This window comes from Micromonospora inositola (assembly GCF_900090285.1).
GTDB lineage: Bacteria > Actinomycetota > Actinomycetes > Mycobacteriales > Micromonosporaceae > Micromonospora > Micromonospora inositola.
In genome coordinates, this window is the sequence record NZ_LT607754.1 from 5526371 (window position 1) to 5544783 (window position 18413).

Consider the following 18413-nt stretch of genomic DNA (forward strand, 5'->3'; position numbering starts at 1 on the left):
CGGGCCGGGCCGCGTCAGCGGCGCAAGGTGTCCCGGCGGGACGGGAAGGGCGTGCCCGGCTGGCCCAGGGTGGAGCGGGCGCGCAGCCCTACCGGCTCCGGCCCCGGCCCGGGCGTCGCGGCGGCCGGCTGCACCCCGTCCCGCCGCGCGTCCAGGTACGCCGACCCCGCCCGGTCGTCATCGGTGGGCGCGGCCAGCAGCGCGTAGACCAGCCCGACCACCACGAAGATCACCGCGAGCACGATCGGCACCAGCAGGCCGCTGACCTCGGCGCCGGCCAGGTCGCCCCGACGTTCGTGCAGGTGCACCGAGAGCGCGCTCATCCCGGTGAAGTGCATCCCGTTGACGGCGATGCCCATGACCAGCGCCGAGGCGGCGATGGCCAGTCCGCGCCGGACGGTCATCGACAGCCAGAGCGCCACCGTGGCAGCCACCACCGCGATGAGCACCGACAGGGCGACCCGGATGCGGTCGTAGCTGAAGGTGCCGTCCAGCCGCATCGCCGCCATGCCGGTGTAGTGCATCGCGGCCACGCCGAGGCCCGTGAAGAGGCCGCCCGCGAGGAGCCGCAGCGCGTTGAGGCGGCCGGTGCCGATGATGGCCAGCCCGATGCCGACCGCCACGACGGCGATCACGGTGCTGGCCGCGGTGATCGGTACGTCGTAGCGGATCCTCGTCCCTTCGACGCCGAAGCCGAGCATCGCCATGAAGTGCATGGCCCAGATTGCCGTGCCGCCGATGGCCAAGGCGGCGAGCAGCCCCCACCAGGCCCGCTGGCCGGCGCTGCGCGCGGTGCGGATCCGCCGGGCGCAGACCAGCCCGAGGGCCGAGCCCAGCACGGACAGGGCGTAACTGAGCGCGGGCGTGATCCACCCGTACTCGACGTGATGGATCTGCGCCATCGCAGTCGTCCCCCCGTTGATTACCGTCGCGCAGCAAGGCGCCCAAGCCATGATCGGGGAGGTGGATGAGCAGGCGCAATCGTACCCCCGGTCGAATCCGGGACACCCGTCGCGGTGACGCTGCGATGCGTCGATATCCGGCCAGCGGTGGCCGGAAGATCAGGCGGAGGTGTGGTAGGCCAACACGCCCCGGTTGACGGCCGCGATGGCCTGCCGGGCGGTGGAGCGCAGCTCCGCCGACGCACCGCCGGAGTCGGCAAGCTGGCCGAGCAGGTCGACGACCTGCCGGGCCCAGCGCACGAAGTCGCCCGCGGGCATCTCGCCGTCGATCTCGTGGCCGCTGGCGAGCACCTTGGCGAGCGCCTCACCGCGGGCCCAGCGGTAGATCGGCCAGGCGAAGCCCAGGTCGGGCTCGCGGGTGACGGCGAGGCCCCGGCCGGCCTCGTCCGCCTCGATGTCGCTCCACAGCTTGAGCGTCTCGTCGACCGCGTCGGCGACCGGGCCACGCGGCAGCCCGGCCCGCTCGTCGACCTCGCGGCGGGCCTCGAAGACCACCACGGAGACGGCGGCGGCGAGTTCGGCCGGGGAGAGCCCGTCCCAGACGCCCCGGCGCAGGCACTCGGCGACCAGCAGGTCGGCCTCGGTCCAGATCCGGCCCAGCATCCGGCCCGCGTCGGTGACCCCGCCGTCGGCGGAAAGGTAGCCGCGGGCGGTGAGCAGCGCGACGATCCGGTCGAAGGTCCGCGCCAGCGAGCCGGTCCGGCCGGAGACCCGCTGCCGCAGCTCCTCGGTGTCGCGTTCGAGGCGGCGGCGCCGCTCGGCCCAGCGGGCGTGCTCCTCCCGCTCCGGGCAGGCGTGGCAGGGGTGCCGACGCAGCTCGGTGCGGAGCTGGCTGAGCCGGTGGTCCTCGCCGGCGGCCTCCCGGGACCGGCCGCCACGGCGACCGCCGTGCCGGTCCAGGCCGGTGCCGCTGACCTCGGCGGCCAGGTCCCGCCGGGCGGCCGGGGACCGGTGGTTGAAGTGCTTCGGCACCCGGATCCGGGCGAGCACCTCGGCCGGGGTGGTGAAGTCGCCGGGGCTGACCCGGCCGGCCCAGCGGTCCTGGGTGAGCACCAGCGGGCGCGGCTCGCCGAAGCCGCCGGTGGCGGGGTCGAGGACGACGGCCAGTCCGGCCCGCCGCCCGGACGGCACCCGGATCACGTCACCGACCCGCAGCCGCTCCAGCGACGCGACGGCCGCCGCCTTGCGCTGGGTCTGGCCCTGCCGGGCGATGGCCCGTTCCCGGTCGGCGATGGCCACCCGCAGCGCGAAGTACTCGTCGAAGTCGCCGTGGTGGCAGGCCGCCTCGACGCCGTACGCCTCGATGGTCTCGGTGTTGCGCTGCACCTGCCGGGCCAGGCCGACCACCGAGCGGTCCGCCTGGAACTGCGCGAAGGACGACTCCAGCAGCGCCCGGGCCGGCTCGGCGCCGACGGTGCCGACCAGGTTGACCGCCATGTTGTACGACGGCCGGAAGCTGGACCGCAACGGGTAGGTGCGGGTGGAGGCGAGCCCGGCGACGTGCCGGGGGTCGGTCTCCGGCGACCAGACCACCACGGCGTGCCCCTCGACGTCGATCCCGCGCCGGCCGGCCCGCCCGGTGAGCTGCGTGTACTCCCCCGGGGTGAGGTCGACGTGCGCCTCGCCGTTGAACTTGACGAGGCGTTCGAGGACGACGCACCGGGCGGGCATGTTGATGCCCAGCGCCAGGGTCTCGGTGGCGAAGACCGCCTTGACCAGGCCGCGGACGAAGAGCTCCTCGACGACCTCCTTGAACACCGGCAGCATGCCGGCGTGGTGGGCGGCCAGGCCGCGCTCCAGCCCGTCGAGCCACTCCCAGTAGCCGAGCACCGACAGGTCCTCGCCGGGGATGGCGGTGACCCGGGACTCGACCACGCGGCGGATCTCGGCGCGCTCATCCGGCGAGGTCAGCCGGAGCCCGGCGGCGAGGCACTGCTGCACGGCCGCGGCGCAACCGGCCCGGCTGAAGATGAACAGGATCGCCGGGAGCAGGCCCTCCCGGTCGAGCCGGTCGACGATGTCGGGGCGCATCGGGCCGCGCCACCGGGGGCCACGGCGGCCGGCGCCGGGACCGGCGCTGCGCCCCTCGCCCAGCTCCAGGCGGCGCACGGTGTCGCGGGTGTAGCGCAGCAGCTCCGGATGCACGTCGTGCTTGCGGGCGGCGTCGGCGTCGTGGAACAGGTCGAACATCCGCTTGCCGACCAGCATGTGCTGCCAGAGCGGCACCGGCCGGTGCTCACTGACCACCACCGCGGTCTCGCCGCGCACGGTGACCAGCCAGTCGGCGAACTCCTCGGCGTTGGAGACCGTCGCGGACAGGGAGACCAGGGTGACCGAGGCGGGCAGGTGGATGATCACCTCTTCCCACACCCCGCCCCGGAACCGGTCGGCGAGGTAGTGCACCTCGTCCATCACCACGTACGCCAGGCCCTCGAGGGTGGCCGAGCCGGCGTAGAGCATGTTGCGCAGCACCTCGGTGGTCATCACCACCACCGGGGCGTCGCCGTTGATCGCGTTGTCGCCGGTGAGCAGGCCGACCTGCTCGGCGCCGTAGCGGTCCACCAGGTCGTGGTACTTCTGGTTGGACAGCGCCTTGATCGGCGTGGTGTAGAAGCACTTGCGCCGGGTGGTCGGCCCCTCGGCCGCGTCGGCCGCCGCCGGCTGCCCGGGCGTGCCGCGCAGGGCCAGGTGTACGGCGAACTCGCCGACCACCGTCTTGCCCGCGCCGGTGGGAGCGCACACCAGCACGCCGCTGCCCCGCTCCAGGGACTGGCACGCCTCCCGCTGGAAGTCGTCGAGGTCGAACCCGAGGTCTCGGGCGAACTCGTCCAGGGCCGGGAAGGCGGAGGCCTGCGCGGCCCGGCGGCGCGCCGCGGCGTACCGCTCAGCGGGGCTCGACATGCCTCCAAGATTAATCGGTAGGACCGACCCCCACCTGACAAGGCCGTCCGGCAGGACGGTCGGAGGGGGTCGGTAGGGTGCACGACGTGCCGGACCATGCCGAACCGCCCCATGCCTCGAGCGGCGCCGACGACACCGTCCGCCCGAGCACGTCCCGCCGGCCCGTGGAGGCGGTGCTCTTCGACTTCCACGGCACCCTCGCCCAGGTGGAGGAGCCGCGCGAGTGGGTGCTGGCGGCCGCCGCGGCATGCGGGGTGGAGCTGGACCGGGTAAAGGCCACCTCGCTTGCCGACCGGCTGCTCACCGCCGGGCGGGCCGGCGGGCCGCCGCCGGCGCGGGTTCCGCCCCGGCTGGCCGAGCTCTGGGCCGATCGGGATCTGTACGAGCACGCCCACCGGGGCGCGTACACCGGGCTGGCGGAGACGGTGGACGCGGGCATCGACGGGTTCGCCGAGGCGCTCTACGAGCGGGTGCGGGTCCCGGAGGGCTGGGTGCCGTGCCCGGACACCGAGGCGGTCCTCAAGGAGCTGCGGCGCGCCGGGGTGAAGGTGGGCGTGGTCAGCAACATCGGCTTCGACATCCGGCCGCTCTTCGCCGCCTGGGGCCTCGACGGCCTGGTCGACGCGTACGCGCTCTCCTACGAGGTGGGGCGCTGCAAGCCCGACCCGGGGATCTTCCTGCGGGCCTGCGGGATGCTCGGCGTCGACCCGGAGCGCGCGTTGATGGTCGGCGACACGCCGGCCGACGCGGGCGCGGTGGCCGCGGGCTGCGCGGTGCTGGTGCTGCCGGCCGCCGACGCCGGCCGGGCCACCGGGCTCGGCGCGGTGCTCGACCTGGCGTTGGGGTCCTGACAATTCGGCAACCTATGCCCCGTGGGCGCGCGCTAGCTGCCGTACGATGGCGCCTCGATCGTCAACTGCCCTCGGGAGGAAGCGATCCTGCCACGTCAGGTGCTCGACACCCAGCTGGTGCCGGAGGCCGATCGTTTCGACCGCTGGGCGGACTTCGTCGTCGGCGCCACGCCGGCCAGCATCTGGACCGACCGGTCGGTCCCGTTCGACGCCTTCGCGCAACTGATCGACCTGGACGGCGTGCACCTGACCTCGTTCCGCTACCCGACCCTGCGCACCCGGCGGACCGCCCGGCAGATCCGGCAGGCCGACGCGGAGACGTTCCAGCTGGCCCTGCCCATCGCCGGGTTCAGCGCCATCAGCCAGGCCCGCAACGAGTCGACCATCGACCGGACCGGGTTCACCTTCTTCGACAGCTCCCGGCCGTACGAGGCGGAGCACCGGATGGACGAGGAGACGTACACCTCGACGATCTGCGTGCACATCCCGCACGCCCGGCTGCCGCTGTCCCCCGGCCGGGTGAACCCGCTGCTCGCGGCGGCCATGCCCGCCGAGCGGGGGACGGGCGGCCTGCTGGCGCAGTTCCTCCGGCAGGTGGTGGCGCACCCCGAGCAGTACGAGCCGACCGAGGCGCCGCGGCTCGGCGGCGTGGCTCTCGACCTGGTGTGCGCGACCCTGGCGCGGCACGCGGACACCGAGGAGTCCCTGTCGCCGGAGACGCGTGACCAGGTCACCAGACTGCAGGTCGTCGAGTTCATCGAGCGGCACCTCGCCCGCCCGGACCTCGACCCCGGCGCCGTGGCCCGGGCCCACCACGTCTCGCTGCGCACCCTGCACCGGCTCTTCGCCCGCGAGGAGGAGACGGTCGCCGGGCTCATCCGCCGGCGTCGCCTGGAACGCTGCCGGCGCGACCTGCGCGACCCGCTGTTGCGGGACCAGCCCATCCACGTCATCGCGGCGCGATGGGGGTTCCCGGACCCCGCCCACTTCAGCCGCGCCTTCCGCGCCGCGTACGGAATCCCGGCGCGGGACTACCGGGCCGGTGCGGGGCCGACGACCGTGGGGCCAGACTGAGCGGCGGGCGCGACGTGACCCGCCCGCGGAGCAGCCGGCCCGGCGAGGCCGGTTCCCCGTTGCCCGTCTAGCGTCACCGGCATGACGACCAGGCCGCACCCGTCGACGAACCACACCCCGCGCGGCGGTCAGCTCGGGGCGGTCGGGCTGGTGCTCGGCGGGGCGCTGTCGGTGCAGTTCGGGTCGGCGGTCGCCGCCCTGCTCTTCCCGCGTACCGGGGTGGCCGGGGCGGTGACCCTGCGGCTGACCATCGGCGCGCTGCTGATGCTCGCGGTGTGCCGGCCGCGGCTGCGCGGCCACGACCGCGCCGACTGGGCGTCGGTGGTGGCCTTCGGGCTGGCCCTGGCCGGCATGAACTCGATCTTCTATCAGGCCATCGACCGGATCCCGCTCGGTCCGGCGGTCACCCTGGAGGTGCTCGGACCACTCGCGCTGTCGGTTTGCACCGCCCGCCGGCGGGCCGCCTGGTGCTGGGCCGGGCTGGCCCTGGCCGGGGTGGCCCTGCTCGGCCAGGGCGGCTTCGACCGGCTCAACCCGGTCGGCGCCGCGCTCGCCCTGGGCGCGGGGACGATGTGGGCCGCGTACATCGTCTGCTCGGCCCGGGTCGGCGGCCGGTTCCCGCGGGCCGACGGGCTGGCCCTGGCGCTCGCGGTGGCCGCCCTGGTCACGCTGCCGATCGGGCTGGTCGGGGCCGGCACCCGGCTGGGTCATCCGGTCGTGCTCGGGCTCGGCGCCGGGCTCGCCGTGCTGGCTTCGGTGCTGCCGTACACCCTGGAACTGCTGGCGCTGCGCCGGCTGCCCACCGCGACCTTCGCCGTGCTGATGAGCCTCGGCCCGGCCATCGCCGCGCTCGCCGGCTGGCTGGTCCTGGACCAGGAGCTGCGTGTGACGGAGGTCCTCGCGATCGGCCTGGTGATCGCCGCCAGCATCGGCGCGGTCCGGGCCGGCGCCCCGGCGCCCGAGCCGGTCGGCGTGCCCGACGCCGAACAGGCCGGCGCGGCGCCCGACGGGCGGCTCAGCGCAGCAGCCGCACCGCCTGCGGCACTGCGCTGATCCGCACCGGCAGGTCAAGGGCCCGCTCCCCGTCGGCGTACGTGGTGATGCCCTCGGCGGCCAGTTCCACGGTCCGCGCCCGGTAGCTGCGCACCAGCGGGTGGTCGACGTGCGTGCCCTGGTAGATGCGCGGCTTCACCCGCATCAGGGTGCGCCGGTCGAACCGCCCGCCGACCACCACGTCCAGCAGCCCGTCGGTCGGGTCGGCGTCCGGGCAGATCCGCATGCCCCCGCCGTAGCTGGCGCAGTTGCCCACCGCCACCAGCACGGCGTCGAGGTTCAGCTCCTCGCCGTCGAGGCGCAGGGTGTACCGGCGCGGGCGCAGCCGGGCCAGCTCCACCAGGATCGCCAGGTCGTAGCGGCGCGGGCCACGCGGCCAGCGCATCCGGTTGGCCCGCTCGTTGACGATCGCGTCGAAGCCGGCGGCCAGCACCGCCCCGTACCAGCGGTGCCCGCCGTCCGGGGCGCTCATTCGGGCCAGGTCGACCGGGCGGGTCCGGCCGTCGCGCAGCGCGGCGGCGATCACGTCGACCGCGGCGAGCGGGTCGGCCGGGAAGCCGGTGTCGGCCGCGAAGTCGTTGCCGGTACCGGCGGGGACGGGACCGAACGGGACGGCCGTACCGGCGACCGCCTGCAACGCCCGATGCACCGTGCCGTCGCCACCCACCGCGACCAACGCGCCGGCGCCGTCCGCGACCGCGGCGTGGCACGCCGCCTCCGCCTCCGCCGGGGTACCCGCCGTCAACAGCCGCAGCGGCCGGCCGCCGGCGTCCAGCCGCTCCAGCAGCCGGGGCAGCAGGCCACGGTGCCGGCCCCGGCCGGCGGTGGGGTTGGCGAGCACGGCGACGGGGCCGGGCGGAACATGATGGTGCGCGGTCACGGCGAGCACCGTACGGTACGACCCGCGCCGTCCACCAGGGGAAGACGCTCCTAGGGCCGCCCGGCGGGTCCCGGCGTCCCGACGCGGAGCGGCGGCGCGTGCTTTCGCGGTCAGAAGGTGATGCGGACCTTGAGCGCGGTGCGCTCGTCCATCGCCCGGTAGCCGTCCGGGACCTGGTCGAGGGTCACCGACCGGTCGAAGACCGGCGACGGGTCGATGGCGCCGTCCAGCACGTCGGCGAGCAGCTCCGGGAGGTACGCCCGGGCCGGCGCGACGCCGCCGCCGAGCGCGACGTTGCGGCCGAACAGCTGGCCGATGTCCACGCCGGCGCTGCCGCCGTGCGGCACCCCGACATAACCAACCGCGCCGCCGTCGCGGGCGATGGAGATCGCGGTGCGCATCGACTCCTCGGTGCCGACGGCCTCCAGCACGGCGTGCGCGCCCTGCCCCTTGGTCAGCTCCTTGACCGCGGCGATCGCGGCGTCGCCCCGCTCGGCGACCACGTCGGTGGCGCCGAAGGAACGGGCGATGTCGGTGCGGGCGGTGTGCCGGCCCAGCGCGATGATCTGCTCGGCGCCGAGCCGCCTTGCGGCGAGCACCCCGCACAGGCCGACCGCGCCGTCGCCGACCACGGCGACGGTGGCGCCGGGGCGGACCCGGGCGGCCAGGGCGGCGTGGTGGCCGGTGGACATCACGTCGGACAGGGCCAGCATCGCGGTGAGCAGTCGCTCGTCGCCGGCCGCCTCGGCGGGGAGCTTGACCAGGGTGCCGTCGGCGTACGGGACGCGGACGGCCTCCCCCTGACCGCCGTCGGAGCCGGGCTCGCCCCAGAAGCCGCCGTGCGGACAGGAGGTCTGCAAGCCCTCCCGGCAGAAGTCGCAGACCCCGTCGGACCAGACGAACGGCGACACCACCAGATCACCCGCCCGGACCGAGGTCACCTCGGCGCCGACGGCCTCGACCACGCCGAGGAACTCGTGGCCGATCCGCTGCCCGGGCTGACGCTTGGCCACCCCCCGGTACGCCCACAGGTCGCTGCCGCAGATGCAGGCGAGCACGACGCGTACGACGGCGTCGCTGGGGGTGCGGACGGCGGCGTCCGGCACCTCCTCGACCCGGATGTCGTTCGGGCCGTGGATCACGGTGGCGCGCATGAGGGGATGTCCTCCGGGTGGGCGTGGTGGCTGTCGGGCGCGGGCGGAGCGCCCGGCGAACGCTAGACCGGGCCGGCAACGACCGCCACCCGCCGTGCCCCGAGGGTGGCCGGGCTCACCGCCGGCGGGCACCCGACCGGCCGCCGCGGAGTCGGCCGGACCGGGTGCGGCGGGTCAGCCGACGGTGAGCGGCTTCTCCACCTCGGCCATGCCCTGCCCCTCGACCTTCAGCGTCCAGGCGCCCGCGCCGGTGAGCGGCACGATCGTCTCGGCGGCACCGTTGGCGTCCGCCTCGATCTCTGCGACCACCTTCCCGGACGGGTCCAGGATCTCCAGGGCGCGGGCCGCGGCAGCCTTGTTCTCCAGCTTGAACTCGATTTTCTCACCGACCTTGGCAGTCAGCCCGTCGGCGCCGGCGACGCCGGTCGCGGTGACCTCCAGCTCGATCTCCCGGTCGTACGCGGCCTCCGCCTCGGCGGTGGCGGCGGCCGATCCGCCGGAGACGGTGATCGCGGTACGGATGCCGGCGCCGCTCTGACCCGGCTTGCAGGCGATCTCGTACGCGCCGCCGCCCAGGGTCGCCTTCAGGTCCCGGGTCAGACCCGGAGCGATGTTCTCCACCTCGGCGACGACCTTGGTGAACCCGGCGCCCTGCTGACCGTAGACGTACACCTCGGTGGTCTGCTTGCCCTTGTTGGTGACGGTGAAGGTGACCTCGCCGGGCGCGAAGCTGGTGGTGGCGACTTCGCAGCCGCTGTCGGTGGCGGTGATCGCCACCCCGCCGGCCTTCGTGGGGGAATCCTCGCCGCAGGCGGTGAGGCTGGCGGTGGCGCAGAGCGCGGCGACGGCGACGGCGACGGTACGGCTGTTCATCGACTCTCCGGAGGGCATCCCAGCGGGGCTGGTCATGATGGACGGATCCGGCAGACCGGACGACCGGCAAGTTAGGTAAGTCTAACCTTGCTGGTGCAAGCTAGAGCAGTTCCGCACACACCGTCAAACCCGTCCCCGGTCAGCCGGCGTCCACGTGAGCCAGCCCGCTGCCGATCACGTCGATCCGGCCCCACCGCCCGGGGATGTCCAGCAACTCCACCCGGCCGAACCGGGCCGGCACCCGCGGCGCCATCAACAGGTGCTTCCCGGCCGGCTCGAGCCCGAGCAGGGCCCGCACCAGCAGGAACGTGGCGCCGGTGGCCAGCGCGTACGGGCTGTTCGCCGTCGGGTAGCGCACCGGGTAGCGGGTCAGCTCGCGGGGATAGCCGGCGAACGCCTCGGGCAGCCGGCCCTGGAAGTGGCCCGCCGCGTCGATGATCCCCTCGGCGATCCGTCCCGCCTCCTCCGCGAAGCCGTACCGGCGCAGCCCCCAGGCGATCAGTGCGTTGTCGAACGGCCAGATCGCGCCGACGTGGTAGCCCAGCGGGTTGTACCGCGCCTGCTCCTCGGCCAGCGTCCGCACCCCCCAGCCGGAGAAGAGCCGCGGGCCGAGCAGGTGCGTGGCGACCTGCGCGGCCCGGGACTCCTCGACGATGCCGCTCCACAACAGATGCCCCATGTTGGAGGCGAGCGCGTCGACCTGCCGGCCGTCGGCGTCCAGCGCGAGCGCGTAGTAACCCCGGTCGGCGATCCAGAAGTCCCGCTCGAAGCGCTCCCGCAGCGCCGCCGCCTCCCGCTCCAGCCGGTCCGCGTACGCCGGATCGCCCCAGAACTCGCGGGCCAGCCGGGCCCCGCGCAGCTTCGCGTCGTACGCGTACCCCTGCAGCTCGCAGGTGGCCCGGGGCGGTTGCGGCAGCTGGCCGTCGGCGTAGCAGATCGCCTCCGGCGAGTCCTTCCAGCCCTGGTTCTCCAGCCCGGTCCGCGCGTTGCGCCGCTGGTAGCGGACGTAGCCGTCGCCGAGGAGGTCGCCGTACTCGTCAATCCAGTTCAGCGCCGCCCGGGCCTCGTCCTCGAGGTCCCGCACCAGGGCGGCGTCGCCGGTCCACCGCTCGTACTCGTCGAGCAGCACCACGTAGAGCGGGGTGGCGTCGGCGCTGCCGTAGTACGGCGACTCGGGTCGCTCCTCGAAGGCCGCCTGCTCGCCGTAGCGGAACTCGCGCAGGATCTTGCCCGGCTCCTCGTCGCGGAAGTCGTCGAGCACCGAGCCCTGGTCGATGCCGAGCATCCGCAGGGTGGCCACCGCCAACTCCGGGGCGACCGGCAGCGCCTGGAAGCTGGTCAGGATACTGTCCCGCCCGGTGATGGTGGCGACCCAGGGCAGGCCGGCGGCGGGCATCGCCTGGTCCGGGAGGGTCAGCGGGGAGTACCGCAGCGCGGCCAGGTCGACCAGGCTCCGGCGGTAGGTGGTGGTCACGGCGTCCCAGTCGCAGCTCAGCTGCGGCGCCCGGGCCAGCCAGCCCGCCAGGTCGTCCTGCTGCTCCGCGGTGGTCCGCCGGGGGGGCCGGTCCAGCTGCTCCCGAACGTCCCGGCCGTCCGGCCGCAGCACCAGCGCCCGGACCCGAAGGGTCGTCGTCCACTCCCCGTTCGCGTCCACCCACACGGTGTACGTCAGCCCGTTCTCGTCGACGGCCGCCGGCTCGTCGGCCGAGATCACCGTCTCCCGGTGGAACTTCTCCCGGCGGTAGCCGAGCCGCAGACAGCCCTCCTCGACGCGCCGATAGAGCCGTCCCACCGGCTCACGCTCCTCGCTGACCGCTTGGATCGGGGCGAAGTCGCTCGCCGCCTCCAGCCGTACGTTGAACTCCACCGGCTCCCGGTCGTGATTGAGCACGGTCAGCCGCTCCTCGAAGATGCCGCCGGTGATGGACCGCTCCCGGATCACCGAGGCCTTCGCGTCCACGTAATGGGTGGGCTCGCCCGGCACCAGGAAGAAGCGCAGTGCGAAGTAGTCCCGTTCGGCGATGGAGAGCGGGTTCAGCCGTTCGCCGTTCAGCCGGAGGCGCCACAGCGACAGGAAGCGGGTGTCGAAGTCGAAGAAGCCGCACACGTTGGCGACGTTCGCCTCGATGTCGCCGTTGTCTCCGCTGAGCACGAAGATGTTGCCGTCCAGCACCCGGGCCACATTCGGGTTCACGCCGACTCCTGCCGGTCGCCAGCCATGGCGCGCGGGTGCCGGGCCCCCGGCGGCGCGGCGACGAGCCGCTCCAGCAGGACGACGAAGCCGAACTGCCCATCGATGGTGAGGTCATTGCGCAGCCAAGCCGCCAGCGGCTTTGCCTCGCCCCGGGTCATCCGCGCGAAGGAGGCCCGGTCGGTGCAGATCAGCGCGTCCGCGTCAAGCGGCTCCCGGGACACCGCGACCCGCCCGTCGGCGATGGTCAGGTGCCAGAGGTCGACCCCGTCGTCTCCGGTCAGCTCGAACCGGACGGTACCGCGGGTCTTGCGCAGCAGACGCTCGTACCCGCCGCCGGCGAGTCGGTCGAAGAACGCTCCGATGGGATCCGACACCGCACCGCCTCCCGCAAGATCGCCGTCGGGGCGGGCGGCCCCGAGGTGGACCGTGGCGACCCGTTCGGCGGCGACGACCGACGCGTGCCTGCTCCCGGCCCGGCTCAGCGTATCGCCGGCACCGGGCGCGAAAGCCCGGATCTGGCAACCCGCGGGGGCGCTGCGGGACCCCTGCCCGGGGCAGGCAGGATGGCGGGATGCGTCTGGTCTCCCTGCTGCCGTCCGCCACCGAGATCGTCTACGCCCTGGGCCTCGCGGAGGACCTGGTAGGGGTGACCTTCGAGTGCGAGCTGCCGGCGGCCGACCGGGCCGGCAGGACCGTCGTCGTGGGCGGCCGGGACACCCGGGGCATGAGCCCCGGCGAGATCGACGCGTACGTCAAGGGGCAGCTCGCCGCGGGCGCCGACCTCTACACCCTGCACGCGGGCGCGCTGGCCGGGCTGGACCCCGACCTGATCCTCACCCAGGACCTGTGCCGGGTCTGCGCCCTGCCCGCCGGGCGGGTGGCCGACGCCGTCGACCACCTCGGCTGCCAGGCCGACGTGCTGTCGCTGGACCCGTACACCCTGGAGGAGGTGTTCGGCTCCATCCTGGCGGTGGGGGCGGCGGCCCGCGTACCAGATCGGGCCGAGGCCCTGGTGGACGGCCTCCGGGCGCGACTTGCGGGGGTCACCGCGGCGGTGGCCGACCGGCCGCGGCGCCGGGTCGCGGTCGTGGAGTGGGTGGACCCGCCGTTCGGCGCCGGTCACTGGATCCCAGACCAGGTCCGGGCCGCCGGCGGCGAACCGGTGGCCAGCCACCCCGGCGCCAGCTCGACGTCCACCACCTGGGACGCGCTGCGAGCCGCAGCGCCGGAGGTCGTGCTGGTCGCCCCGTGCGGCTTCCACCTCGACGGGGCGGCCAACCAGGCCTCGGCGGTGGCCCCGCACTTCCCGGACGCGGAGGTCTGGGCCGTCGACGCGGACGGGCTGATCGTGCGGGCCGGGCCCCGGCTGGTCGACGGGGTCGAGGCGATCGCGGCGATCCTGCACCCGGAGGCCGTCCCGACCCCGCCGGCGGGAAGCATCCGCCGGGTGGCCTGATGCGCGCCTGCCGGGGCCCCGGTCCCCGGTCGGGTCGCCGCCCGGTCGCCGCGGAGAATGGCGTCAGGCAGGTCGGCGTGCCGGCCGGCCGTCGCGGCCGACCGGGGCGAGCCGACGCCAGCGGGGCAGCTCGGTGACCACGGTGGCCAGTGCCAACGCGGTAACCGCCAGGGCGGCCGGCTGAGGCCACGCCAGCCAGGCCGACACCGCCGCGGCGACCAGTTGCAGCCCCACCAGCGCGATGGTGACCGGCCCGGGCACGGGCACCAGGACCTGGTTCTTGTCGCCAGGGGTGGCGAAGACGGTCGGCAGCCCCACGAGAACGATCACCGAGCCGACCGCCAGCGGCACCGAGTGCGGCGCGAGCGCCCACGGCGTGGCCACCCAGGCGATCAGCTCGCTGAGGAACCGCAGCGCGGAGGAGAGGTCCGGTCGGCCCGGCGATCCATTGTCGATCACCGGGCCAGTATGCCGGGGCTGATCACGTCGTTCCGGGGCACCTGAGCCGGATACCAGTTGCCGGTCAGGGCGGGCGCGGGCAGAGTATCGGCGTCGGCGGGAGGTGTGGCGTGGATCTGCGGACCAGCCTGCACCGGGCGGCCGGTCTGCAGGCGCGCACGGTGGTGCTGGTCGAGGGCGGCAGCGACCGTCGCGCGCTGGAGGCGGTGGCGCGGCGAGGTGGACGATCCCTGGACGGGGTGGCGGTCGTGCCGATGGGCGGGATCACGAACATCGGGCACTTCCTCGACCTGTTCGGCCCGCGCGGCCTTGGCCGCAGCCTCGCCGGCCTCTATGACGTCGCCGAGGAGGGGTACGTCCGGCGTGGCCTGGAGCGGGCCGGACTCGGCCCGGCGCTGTCCCGCGAGCAGCTGGCCGCCCTCGGCTTCCAGGTGTGCGTGGCGGACCTGGAGGACGAGCTGATCCGCGCGCTCGGTGTGGCGGCGGTCGAGCAGGTCGTCGAGGCGGCCGGGGACCTGCCGTCGTTCCGCCGCTTCCAACGCCAACCCGCCCAGCGGGAGCGCCCACTCGCAGCCCAGCTCCACCGGTTCATCGGCACCCGGTCCGGACGGAAGGCGCAGTACGCGGACCTGCTCTCCGACGCGCTCCCTCCCGCCCGCGTGCCGCCGGCGCTCGACCGGCTCCTGGCGCACCTGTGACCGGTCCACCCGCATACGCCGAACGCCGCCCCGACCGGGGCGGCGTTCGCGTCGGTGACCGGCAACCCGGTCAGGTCATGTCGTCGTAGCGGCGCTCGATCGGCGCGGGCGCGGCGACCGGCTCCGGACGGCCGATCGGGGCGACCGAGTCGACCCGCTGCCCCGCCTCGACCGGCTCGGGCGTCAGGTCCAGCGGCGACACCTCGTCGTCGCTGAGGTCCGCGTAGATCTCCCGACCCCGGCCACGCCGCTTGTCGTTGAAGAACGCCACCGCGACCGCGCCGAAGTAGAGCGCGGAGAGGCAGATCGCCAACGCGGTCATGCCGAACGGATCGGGCGTCGGCGTGACCACCGCGGAGAAGGCGAAGAAGACGAAGATGGCCACCCGCCACCAGCCGAACAGCCGCTTCGCGCTCGCCAGGCCGACGAAGTTGAGCATCAGCACGATCAGCGGGAACTCGAACGCCACCCCGAACAGCAGGATCAGGTTCGTGACGAACGAGATGTACCGGGTGATATCCAGCGTCGTGTGGATGTCGCCGCCGCCGGAGACGTTGAGCAGGAACTCGAGCCCCTTGGAGGTGACGAAGTAGGCCAGCACCGCGCCGCCGGCGAACAGCGGCGCCGCCAGGGCGGTGAAGAAGTACGCGTACCGCCGCTCGTGCCGGTGCAGGCCCGGCGCGATGAACGCCCAGAGCTGGTACAGCCAGATCGGCGCCGCGACGATCAACCCGACCCAGAGGGCCACCTTCATCTGCAGCAGGAACAGGTCGGCCGGCCCGAGTTGGACGAAGTTGCACGTGCCGTCGGGGAGCCTCGACTTCGGCAGGTCGCAGTACGGCTTCTGCAGCAGGTGCAGCACCGGACCGGAGAGCCAGAGGCCGAAGCCGAAGCCGACCACGATCGCCAGCGAGGCGCGGAACAGGCGGTTGCGCAGCTCACGGACGTGCTCCATGAGCGTCATCGAGCCGTCGGCGGCCCGCTCGAAGGTGCTCGGGCCGCGCTTCTTCAGCGCGAAGGCCACGGTGATGGGCCCTTCGCGTCAGTTCTCGCGGACGCGCTGCACCGGGTCAACCGGCGGGGCGACCGGCTGCTGCGGCTGCGGGGCGTACTGCGGCTGCTGCGGCTGGGCGTACTGCTGCTGCGGCTGCTGCTGACCGGCGTACGGCGGGAGCGGCTGGTAGCCGGCCTGCGCGTCCGCCTTCTCGGCCAGGTCACGGTCGTCATCCTGCAGGCTCTTGGTCTCGGCCTTGATGATCCGCAGCGAGCGGCCCAGCGAGCGGGCCGCGTCGGGGAGCCGCTTCGCGCCGAAGAGCAGGATCAGCACGACCACGAGTACGGCGATGTGCCACGGTCGGAGGGCACCCATGGGAAGCTCCAGTCGCTCTGTGTCGTTGAGGGGCGGTCGCAGCCCATCGTACGTGCGCCGAGAGCGGTTGCCACCCCACCGGGCCTGTCGGTGCGGGCCCGGCCGGTGAAGTCTCGACCAACCCGGAGTGTCCCGTCAACCGTCTGCGGGGCGCGTTTCTGCGCGCAACCCGACACGAACGCGCAGCTAACGCGCCCGGGACCGACACCGATCGATCACTTGCCCCGCTTGGCCTTGATCAACGCCATCCGCTCCTGGGCTGTGGCGGCCCGGGCCTGCAACGCCTCGGCCCGCTCCTGAAGCGCCTCGGCGGCGGACCGCAGCGCCTCCGCCTCGGCCTGGCGCCCCTGCAGCGCCACCGCCGCCCGGCGCAGCCGGGGCAGCCGCGCCAGCACCGGCCGCACCGCCAGGGCCAGCACGACGAGCGCGAACAGCACGACCGCGAGCACGCTCCACGTCACCACGGCGGTCAGCCTACTGGGTGACGGTGACCCCCGCCGGATCGGCGGGCCGCGGCGGCGTCGCGTATCCGTCGAGCGCGGCGACCGCCTGGGCGCGGACCTGTTCGGCCAGTTCCACCGGGGCGACCACCGTGACGTCCGGGCCCAGCCCGAGCACGAAGCGGCGGGCCCAGCCCAGGTCGGTGACCCGCAGCGACACCAGCCAGTGCTCGCCGTCGGCGGCCACCCGCTCGCACGGGTAGTACTCGGTGATCCACCGCTCGCCCCGCCCGATCCGCAGGGTGATCAGCGGCAGGTCCGGCGAGGGGCGGAACACCCCGTCGGACAGGTCGTGCGGGCGGGCCTGCGGCGGCACCACCGCCGGCTCGTCCAGCTCGGTGACCGCGTCGATCCGGTCGGCCCGGAACAGCCGGACCGCCTCGGCGCGGCGGCACCACGCCTCCACGTACGCCCGGCCGTCCACCATCAGCATCCGCAACGGATCGATGATCCGCTCGGTGCTCTCGTCCCGGGCGGCGGTGTAGTAGGTGATCCGCAGCGCCCGGCGGCGCTCCACCGCCGCGCGCAGCTCCTGCACCCGCCGGGTCTCGCCGGGCAGCCGGACCTCCACCGGCGCGCCCACGAGGTCGCCGGCCGCGTTCTCGATCTTGGCGAGGGCCCGCTCGACGGCCTCCCGGTTGGCCACGCCCGGGGTCTCCGCGAGCATCCGCAGCGCCACCACCAGGGCGAGAGCCTCGTCCGGGGTGAGCCGCAGCGGCCGGTCGATCCCCGCGTCGTAGGTGATGGTCACCCGGTCACCGTCGAACGCCATGTCGATCAGGTCACCCGGGCCGTAACCGGGCAGCCCGCACACCCAGAGCAGCTCCAGGTCCTCCCGCAGCTGCCGCTCGGTCACCCCCAGGTCACCGGCCGCCTCGGCGATCTCGATGCCGGGCCGGGCCAGCAGGTAGGGCACCAGGTTGAGCAGCCGGGCCAGCCGGTCCGCCGAGGCCCGGCCAGCACGGGCCGCCGGCCGGGTCACCGGGCACCCCCGGCCACCGCCAGCTCGTCGTGCCGGGCGGCGATCTCCTTCAGCCGCTGGATGACCGCCTCGCGCACCTCCGGCGGGTCCAGCACCCGCACGTCCGCGCCGTACCCGACGAGCTGGCCGGCCAGGGAATCCGGATCGGCGTACGGCAGGACCAGCCGGTCGCCGTCCGGCCCGGTGGTGCTCTCCACCGCCCAGCGGCGCAACCCGGCGGCCCGGCCCGGGACGACCAGCACGTTGGCCCGCCCGGTCCGCTCCACCGGCCCCGACCAGCGGGCGACGTGACTGATCAGGTCCACCCCGGCGGGCGGCTCGTACGCCCCCGGCTGGCCGGTCACCCGGACCGCGCCGACCACCCGGGAGAGGCGGAAGCAGCGGGTGGCGTCCCGGTCCAGGTCGTGGCCGACCACGTACCACCGACCGCGCCAGCAGACCACGCCCCACGGCTGCAACCGACGGCGGCTCGACGCGTCCCGGTCCGGCACCCGATAGTCGAAGTTGACCTCCCGCCGGTCCCGGGCGGCGGCGGTCAGCGGCGCGAACGCCGGGTCGACCGTGACCATCGGCTCCATGCCCAGGGTGGCCTGCGGGTCCACGTCCACCCCGGCGGCGCGCAGCTTGGCCAGCCCGGAGGAGGCGGCCGCGGCCAGGCCGGCGTGCTGCCACAGCCGGGCCGCGATGCCCACGGCGGCGGCCTCGTCCGGCTCCAGCGGGATGTCGGGCAGCGCGTACTCGCGGTGGGCGATCCGGTAGCCCGGCTCGGCGTCGAAGACGCTCGCCGTGCCGGTCTCCAGCGGGACACCCAGCTCGCGCAGCTCCGCCTTGTCCCGTTCGAACTTGCGCTGGAACGCCTCGTGGTCCTTGGCGTCGTCCGGATCGTGCTCGTAACCGGGCACGGTCGCGGCGATCTGCGCGGCGGTCAGGAACCGTCGCGTGGACAGCAGGCAGATCACCAGGTTGACCAGGCGTTCGGTGCGGGTCCGCGACACGAGCTGAACGCT

18 protein-coding genes are annotated in these 18413 nt (G+C 74.4%); 5 read left to right on the forward strand and 13 right to left on the reverse strand.

Annotated elements, in window-relative coordinates:
- Positions 1-14: 14 nt before the first annotated feature.
- On the reverse strand, positions 15-902 hold the full coding sequence (locus GA0070613_RS26370) for an MHYT domain-containing protein (protein WP_089014735.1): 888 nt from the start codon (positions 900-902) through the stop codon (positions 15-17).
- A 159-nt stretch (positions 903-1061) separates the two neighbouring features.
- Positions 1062-3863 carry a DEAD/DEAH box helicase gene (locus tag GA0070613_RS26375; RefSeq protein ID WP_089014736.1) on the reverse strand — a complete coding sequence of 934 codons (2802 nt, stop codon included), beginning with the start codon at positions 3861-3863 and terminating at the stop codon, positions 1062-1064.
- Positions 3864-3949: 86 nt separating this feature from the next.
- Between GA0070613_RS26375 and GA0070613_RS26380 the strand changes: the two genes are divergently transcribed.
- The 3 genes from GA0070613_RS26380 to GA0070613_RS26390 all read left to right on the forward strand — a co-directional run bounded on the left by GA0070613_RS26380 (position 3950) and on the right by GA0070613_RS26390 (position 6841).
- Entirely contained in the window at positions 3950-4714 is a 765-nt protein-coding gene (locus GA0070613_RS26380) for an HAD family hydrolase (RefSeq protein ID WP_089016214.1), read from the forward strand.
- A 99-nt stretch (positions 4715-4813) separates the two neighbouring features.
- The gene (locus GA0070613_RS26385) at positions 4814-5788 is read left to right on the forward strand and encodes an AraC-like ligand-binding domain-containing protein (protein ID WP_089014737.1); all 975 of its coding nucleotides are present in this window, start codon (positions 4814-4816) and stop codon (positions 5786-5788) included.
- Positions 5789-5869: 81 nt separating this feature from the next.
- Entirely contained in the window at positions 5870-6841 is a 972-nt protein-coding gene (locus tag GA0070613_RS26390; RefSeq protein ID WP_089014738.1) for an EamA family transporter, read from the forward strand.
- Here the strand turns inward: GA0070613_RS26390 and GA0070613_RS26395 are convergent.
- From GA0070613_RS26395 to GA0070613_RS26415, 5 genes are all read right to left on the reverse strand, one after another.
- Positions 6804-7730, reverse strand: coding sequence for a diacylglycerol kinase (locus GA0070613_RS26395; protein WP_089014739.1), 927 nt, complete (start codon positions 7728-7730; stop codon positions 6804-6806). The genes GA0070613_RS26390 and GA0070613_RS26395 overlap by 38 nt on opposite strands.
- Positions 7731-7831: 101 nt before the next feature.
- Positions 7832-8875, reverse strand: coding sequence for a zinc-dependent alcohol dehydrogenase family protein (locus GA0070613_RS26400; protein ID WP_089014740.1), 1044 nt, complete (start codon positions 8873-8875; stop codon positions 7832-7834).
- Between the two features lie 174 nt (positions 8876-9049).
- On the reverse strand, positions 9050-9748 hold the full coding sequence (locus tag GA0070613_RS26405) for a cupredoxin domain-containing protein (protein ID WP_089014741.1): 699 nt from the start codon (positions 9746-9748) through the stop codon (positions 9050-9052).
- A gap of 139 nt (positions 9749-9887) precedes the next feature.
- Positions 9888-11942 (reverse strand): amylo-alpha-1,6-glucosidase, encoded by a 2055-nt coding sequence (locus GA0070613_RS26410; protein ID WP_089014742.1) that lies wholly within the window; start codon positions 11940-11942, stop codon positions 9888-9890.
- Positions 11939-12316: an SCP2 sterol-binding domain-containing protein gene (locus GA0070613_RS26415; protein ID WP_157746546.1), complete on the reverse strand. Its 378-nt coding sequence runs from the start codon at positions 12314-12316 to the stop codon at positions 11939-11941. Before GA0070613_RS26415 ends, GA0070613_RS26410 begins: the two co-directional genes overlap by 4 nt.
- A gap of 197 nt (positions 12317-12513) precedes the next feature.
- Here GA0070613_RS26415 and GA0070613_RS26420 point away from each other — a divergent pair, with 197 nt between their 5' ends.
- Positions 12514-13398 (forward strand): ABC transporter substrate-binding protein, encoded by an 885-nt coding sequence (locus GA0070613_RS26420; RefSeq protein ID WP_089014744.1) that lies wholly within the window; start codon positions 12514-12516, stop codon positions 13396-13398.
- 63 nt (positions 13399-13461) lie between these two features.
- Here GA0070613_RS26420 and GA0070613_RS26425 read toward each other — a convergent pair whose 3' ends face one another.
- Positions 13462-13857 carry a hypothetical protein gene (locus tag GA0070613_RS26425; protein ID WP_089014745.1) on the reverse strand — a complete coding sequence of 132 codons (396 nt, stop codon included), beginning with the start codon at positions 13855-13857 and terminating at the stop codon, positions 13462-13464.
- A 110-nt stretch (positions 13858-13967) separates the two neighbouring features.
- On the opposite strand from GA0070613_RS26425, the gene GA0070613_RS26430 reads away from it, so the two are divergent.
- Complete coding sequence (locus GA0070613_RS26430; RefSeq protein ID WP_231929488.1) at positions 13968-14555, forward strand: ATP-dependent endonuclease; 588 nt, start codon at positions 13968-13970, stop codon at positions 14553-14555.
- Between the two features lie 70 nt (positions 14556-14625).
- Here GA0070613_RS26430 and tatC read toward each other — a convergent pair whose 3' ends face one another.
- The 5 genes from tatC to GA0070613_RS26455 all read right to left on the reverse strand — a co-directional run bounded on the left by tatC (position 14626) and on the right by GA0070613_RS26455 (position 18401).
- Positions 14626-15579, reverse strand: coding sequence for a twin-arginine translocase subunit TatC (gene tatC / locus GA0070613_RS26435; RefSeq protein ID WP_089014746.1), 954 nt, complete (start codon positions 15577-15579; stop codon positions 14626-14628).
- Between the two features lie 18 nt (positions 15580-15597).
- Positions 15598-15924 carry a Sec-independent protein translocase subunit TatA gene (gene tatA / locus GA0070613_RS26440; protein WP_089014747.1) on the reverse strand — a complete coding sequence of 109 codons (327 nt, stop codon included), beginning with the start codon at positions 15922-15924 and terminating at the stop codon, positions 15598-15600.
- 215 nt (positions 15925-16139) lie between these two features.
- Positions 16140-16388 carry a hypothetical protein gene (locus GA0070613_RS26445; RefSeq protein WP_089014748.1) on the reverse strand — a complete coding sequence of 83 codons (249 nt, stop codon included), beginning with the start codon at positions 16386-16388 and terminating at the stop codon, positions 16140-16142.
- Between the two features lie 10 nt (positions 16389-16398).
- Entirely contained in the window at positions 16399-17406 is a 1008-nt protein-coding gene (locus GA0070613_RS26450; protein ID WP_089014749.1) for a helix-turn-helix transcriptional regulator, read from the reverse strand.
- Positions 17403-18401: a helix-turn-helix transcriptional regulator gene (locus GA0070613_RS26455; RefSeq protein WP_089014750.1), complete on the reverse strand. Its 999-nt coding sequence runs from the start codon at positions 18399-18401 to the stop codon at positions 17403-17405. Before GA0070613_RS26455 ends, GA0070613_RS26450 begins: the two co-directional genes overlap by 4 nt.
- Between the last annotated feature and the right edge of the window lie 12 nt (positions 18402-18413).